The sequence below is a fragment of the Alishewanella sp. WH16-1 genome (assembly GCF_001441695.1).
In the GTDB taxonomy this organism is placed as follows: Bacteria; Pseudomonadota; Gammaproteobacteria; order Enterobacterales; family Alteromonadaceae; genus Alishewanella; species Alishewanella agri.
The window spans coordinates 1-3,360 of record NZ_LCWL01000115.1 but is presented as its reverse complement, the minus strand read 5'-3'; the positions used below and the strand labels follow the sequence as shown (position 1 = coordinate 3,360).

The following is a 3,360-nucleotide window of genomic DNA, read 5'->3' as shown; positions in this document are numbered from 1 at the left end:
CGCCATGCGTGAAAATATGCAGACGTTTAATCAAACCTTGGATGCGCAACAGCGACCAGAGCTAAGACGCGTCAGAAAAACCAGCGATATGTTGTCTCAGCAATACAGCTACGATGATAACAGTAACCTTACTGCGATATTGGACTCTGTGACGCCGGCGAATAGCGTCACCAATATGACATACGATGGCTTAGGGCGTCTTAAAACTGCGAACGGGTTTTGGGGAAGCGGCAGCTTTAATTACGATACGGTAGGCAATATCACCCGCAAGACACTCGGTACACAGGATATTATTTACAATTATGATACCAATAATCGTTTGGCGAGTATCAGCGGCAGCCTAAATCAAAGCTTTAGTTATGACAGCCGCTTCAATGTTGCGAGTAACGGATTACGTACTTTCACTTTTAACCGAGCAAACCGATTAGCCAGCTCCGGCACAAACAGCTATGTATATGACGGCCATGGCCGCAGAATCGTCAAGAACAAAAACGGCGCAAAAACCTATAGTCTGTATAACAGCGCTGGAGTATTGATGAGTACCTATGAAAGTAATGGTTATACCGACTATTACTACTTAGGCAGCCAGCTCGTAGCCAAGTATGCAGACCCTCGGACTCAATCGGATGAGCCAGGTTATACCGGCCATGTAGAAGATAACGACCTGCAGTTAACTTATATGCAGCAGCGGTATTATGACCCAATTATCGGCCGGTTTTATTCGAATGATCCGGTAGATTTTCAGGGGCATATGCAACGCGGCAATCCTACGATGGGCTTTAACCGGTATGCTTATGCGAATAATAATCCGTATAAGTATAGTGACCCTGATGGGCAGTTTATCCAAGCAATTTTAGGTGCTGTGATTGGCGCTGGTGCTGAATTAGTTGCACAAACATTATCAGGTCAAGATATAAATTGGGGAAAAGTTGGTGTTAGTGCAGCCGCAGGTGCGGTTACAGGTGGAATATCTTCTGTATATAAGGGGGTATTTACTGCTTCGGCATCAGTAATTGAGAAAGGTGCTGCTTCGATAGTAGTAGCGGGAACAGCAGCTACAACTGGTGGAGCTGTATCGGCAATCAATAGTTCTGCTGATGGAAACAGTACTCAGCAGATTAATAGAGATGCTGCTGTTGGAGCTGTCTTGAGCTTGGCAGGTCCAGGAAAAGCAGCTGGAGGAGCTATTTCCCAAAAAATCAGTAATACAGTCAGTGCAATGGGTAAAGAGTCTAATGCTTTAACTGAAACACTTGATGGTGTAGTTTCTGGTGGCGTGACGAATTTAATTAATGAACAGGTTTCAAATGATATAAAGGAAAAGCTGTAAATGAAATTTTTAAGTAAGCTTAAATACTACTATCAAAATGAAAAAATACTTAAAGACACCAAGATTTATTCACTTTTAATTTTGGGGGGGATATATTTTCTAGGTTTTTTTAAAGCGTTGATGAGTGGTGGTTTTGAAAATTTTTCTTTATATAATTTTGCATGGGTTTCACTAGTAATTATTCCAACAGGTATATTGATTTCTTTTTGGTACGCGATACATGAACATAACCAAAAAAGTGATTGAAAGTAATGGCAATATAAATCTCTGAAGTCGTTTTTGCGGCTGCTGGTGCAACTAGTGCTGGAGTTGGCGCAAAACTTTCAAACTCTGTGGCATCGACCCTTGAAAAAGGGTTTGGTGGATTAAATTCATCAATTACGAATACAACTCGAAGCTCAATGGTTGGTAATACTCAGGCAGCAGCAACGACCTCTGGTTTTACTGAGGCAGGAAAATTGGCTGCTGATGTGGTCACGAATGTTGCTCAAAAAGAAATAGAGAAACAATGATGAATTTTAGCTATAAAGCCATATACTTCATAAAATTAGAAATAGTATATTTCTTACTGTCTTCGTTCATCGGTGGCATCAAAGCCTTTGAATATGGTTTGTATAAAGGATTTGAAGTATTCGTATATGTTTTGTTTTTATGCAGCTTGTCATATTAGTTACAAACTTTAGGTTGATATTTAAAAAAGACAACTAATCATCACGCAGTAGTTGCAAGATGTTTCCCGTCTTAGGACTTGATTTTGAACAGAAGTGCTGGCGCTTGTTAAAAGAGTAGCTCTCTGTTCAAAATAAGCAAAACCACCAGCAGCCTGGTCAGCGCTTTCCAGTAGAAGTGGTCAGTTTAAAACAGCAAGGCGGGCAGTTGGGTGCAGCGCCAGCATGTGGCGTTGCTGCACAAATTGATCTTTTCTGCTGGCAACGGCTGATCAGCTCTGCTGCTTAATGCTGATCAGGCTGCTGTCATTTGCGGTTTAAAGTGCGTTCAAATAATAGGTGTTTTAAATCAAAAAAATTATCCGGGATAGGTGCGTCTTGATAAAGGATGTCTGTTAGCTGCTGAATCTCGGTGTGACAGATAAAGTTATAAAATTTTTGTTCATCCTCATCTGTTTTGTTCACAAGGCCGCGTTGTATCGCTTTTTGGTATAGTTGTTTATAGGCATTGATGGTTCCGGCTATGTTTACATGGTAATGGTTAAATATTCGCATTGGGATCATGATTTGTGTTTTGTCGGGGCCTCGGTAAGGCCAAACATCGGAATATAGTCTGTCGTGTTTTGTGGTGAGTGCGGCAGATGGCATGCAGTGAATTTAGATTATGCAATTTCACTGCATCATACCGCGATGCTTATTTTCAGATGAATCTAATCCGCAAATGAAGGTTCCGTTCAGCTTCTGTCATTCGGGTTGTAGTAATTTAGAAAGGTCTATTTGACCATCTTGCTTAAAATTATTACTTAATGAAAAGTAAAAAAAAGAATTGTTTTTAAAAAATCCTATTGTGAGACAAGGGTTTGGAATTCGATTTGAAGGTTCATAACCAGATCCTGTATCAATAAAAAGGCTGTTTCCTTTCAAAACTGGGGTAAGTACAGGAGAATGTCCAGACACAACCAAATCTATATTTTGTATTACTTCGTCTTCGCTTCTGTTTAATCTTTCTCTTCCCCAAAGAATCCTTTTAAGAAAATTAAAATCATTTATATCAATATCTTCACCCCAGAAATTATAGGGATAATCCGCATGAACTATACCTACATAACCAATCTCTGTTTGCACTGTAGCCGTTAAAGAGTATCTAGTCTTTATGATATTAATAACTTCCTCTTTTTCTAGATCAGAAATTAATTCCCACCAATCACCACCATTAGCGTGCCAAAGACTTTTCTTATATGCATTTTTCTCATCGTAGGTAAGAATGAATGATTCATGATTACCTAAAACCGGATGAAACCAACTATTCATTGCTACTCTTAGTGTACTAAGCGAATCCTTCGGTAATCATCCCATTTTTAA

At 39.7% G+C, this 3,360-nt stretch carries 4 protein-coding genes; 3 read left to right on the top strand and 1 reads right to left on the bottom strand.

Annotated elements, in window-relative coordinates:
• The 3 genes from AAY72_RS16965 to AAY72_RS16755 form a co-directional block, all read left to right on the top strand.
• Positions 1 to 1,330 (top strand): RHS repeat domain-containing protein (locus AAY72_RS16965; RefSeq protein ID WP_231728962.1); only part of this gene is annotated, 1,330 nt, incomplete at its 5' end.
• Positions 1,331 to 1,576: a hypothetical protein gene (locus AAY72_RS12200; protein ID WP_057787807.1), complete on the top strand. Its 246-nt coding sequence runs from the start codon at positions 1,331 to 1,333 to the stop codon at positions 1,574 to 1,576.
• 86 nt (positions 1,577 to 1,662) lie between these two features.
• Positions 1,663 to 1,842: a hypothetical protein gene (locus AAY72_RS16755; RefSeq protein WP_156411329.1), complete on the top strand. Its 180-nt coding sequence runs from the start codon at positions 1,663 to 1,665 to the stop codon at positions 1,840 to 1,842.
• A gap of 900 nt (positions 1,843 to 2,742) precedes the next feature.
• Here the strand turns inward: AAY72_RS16755 and AAY72_RS12190 are convergent.
• On the bottom strand, positions 2,743 to 3,309 hold the full coding sequence (locus tag AAY72_RS12190; RefSeq protein WP_057787803.1) for a hypothetical protein: 567 nt from the start codon (positions 3,307 to 3,309) through the stop codon (positions 2,743 to 2,745).
• Positions 3,310 to 3,360 lie beyond the last annotated feature (51 nt).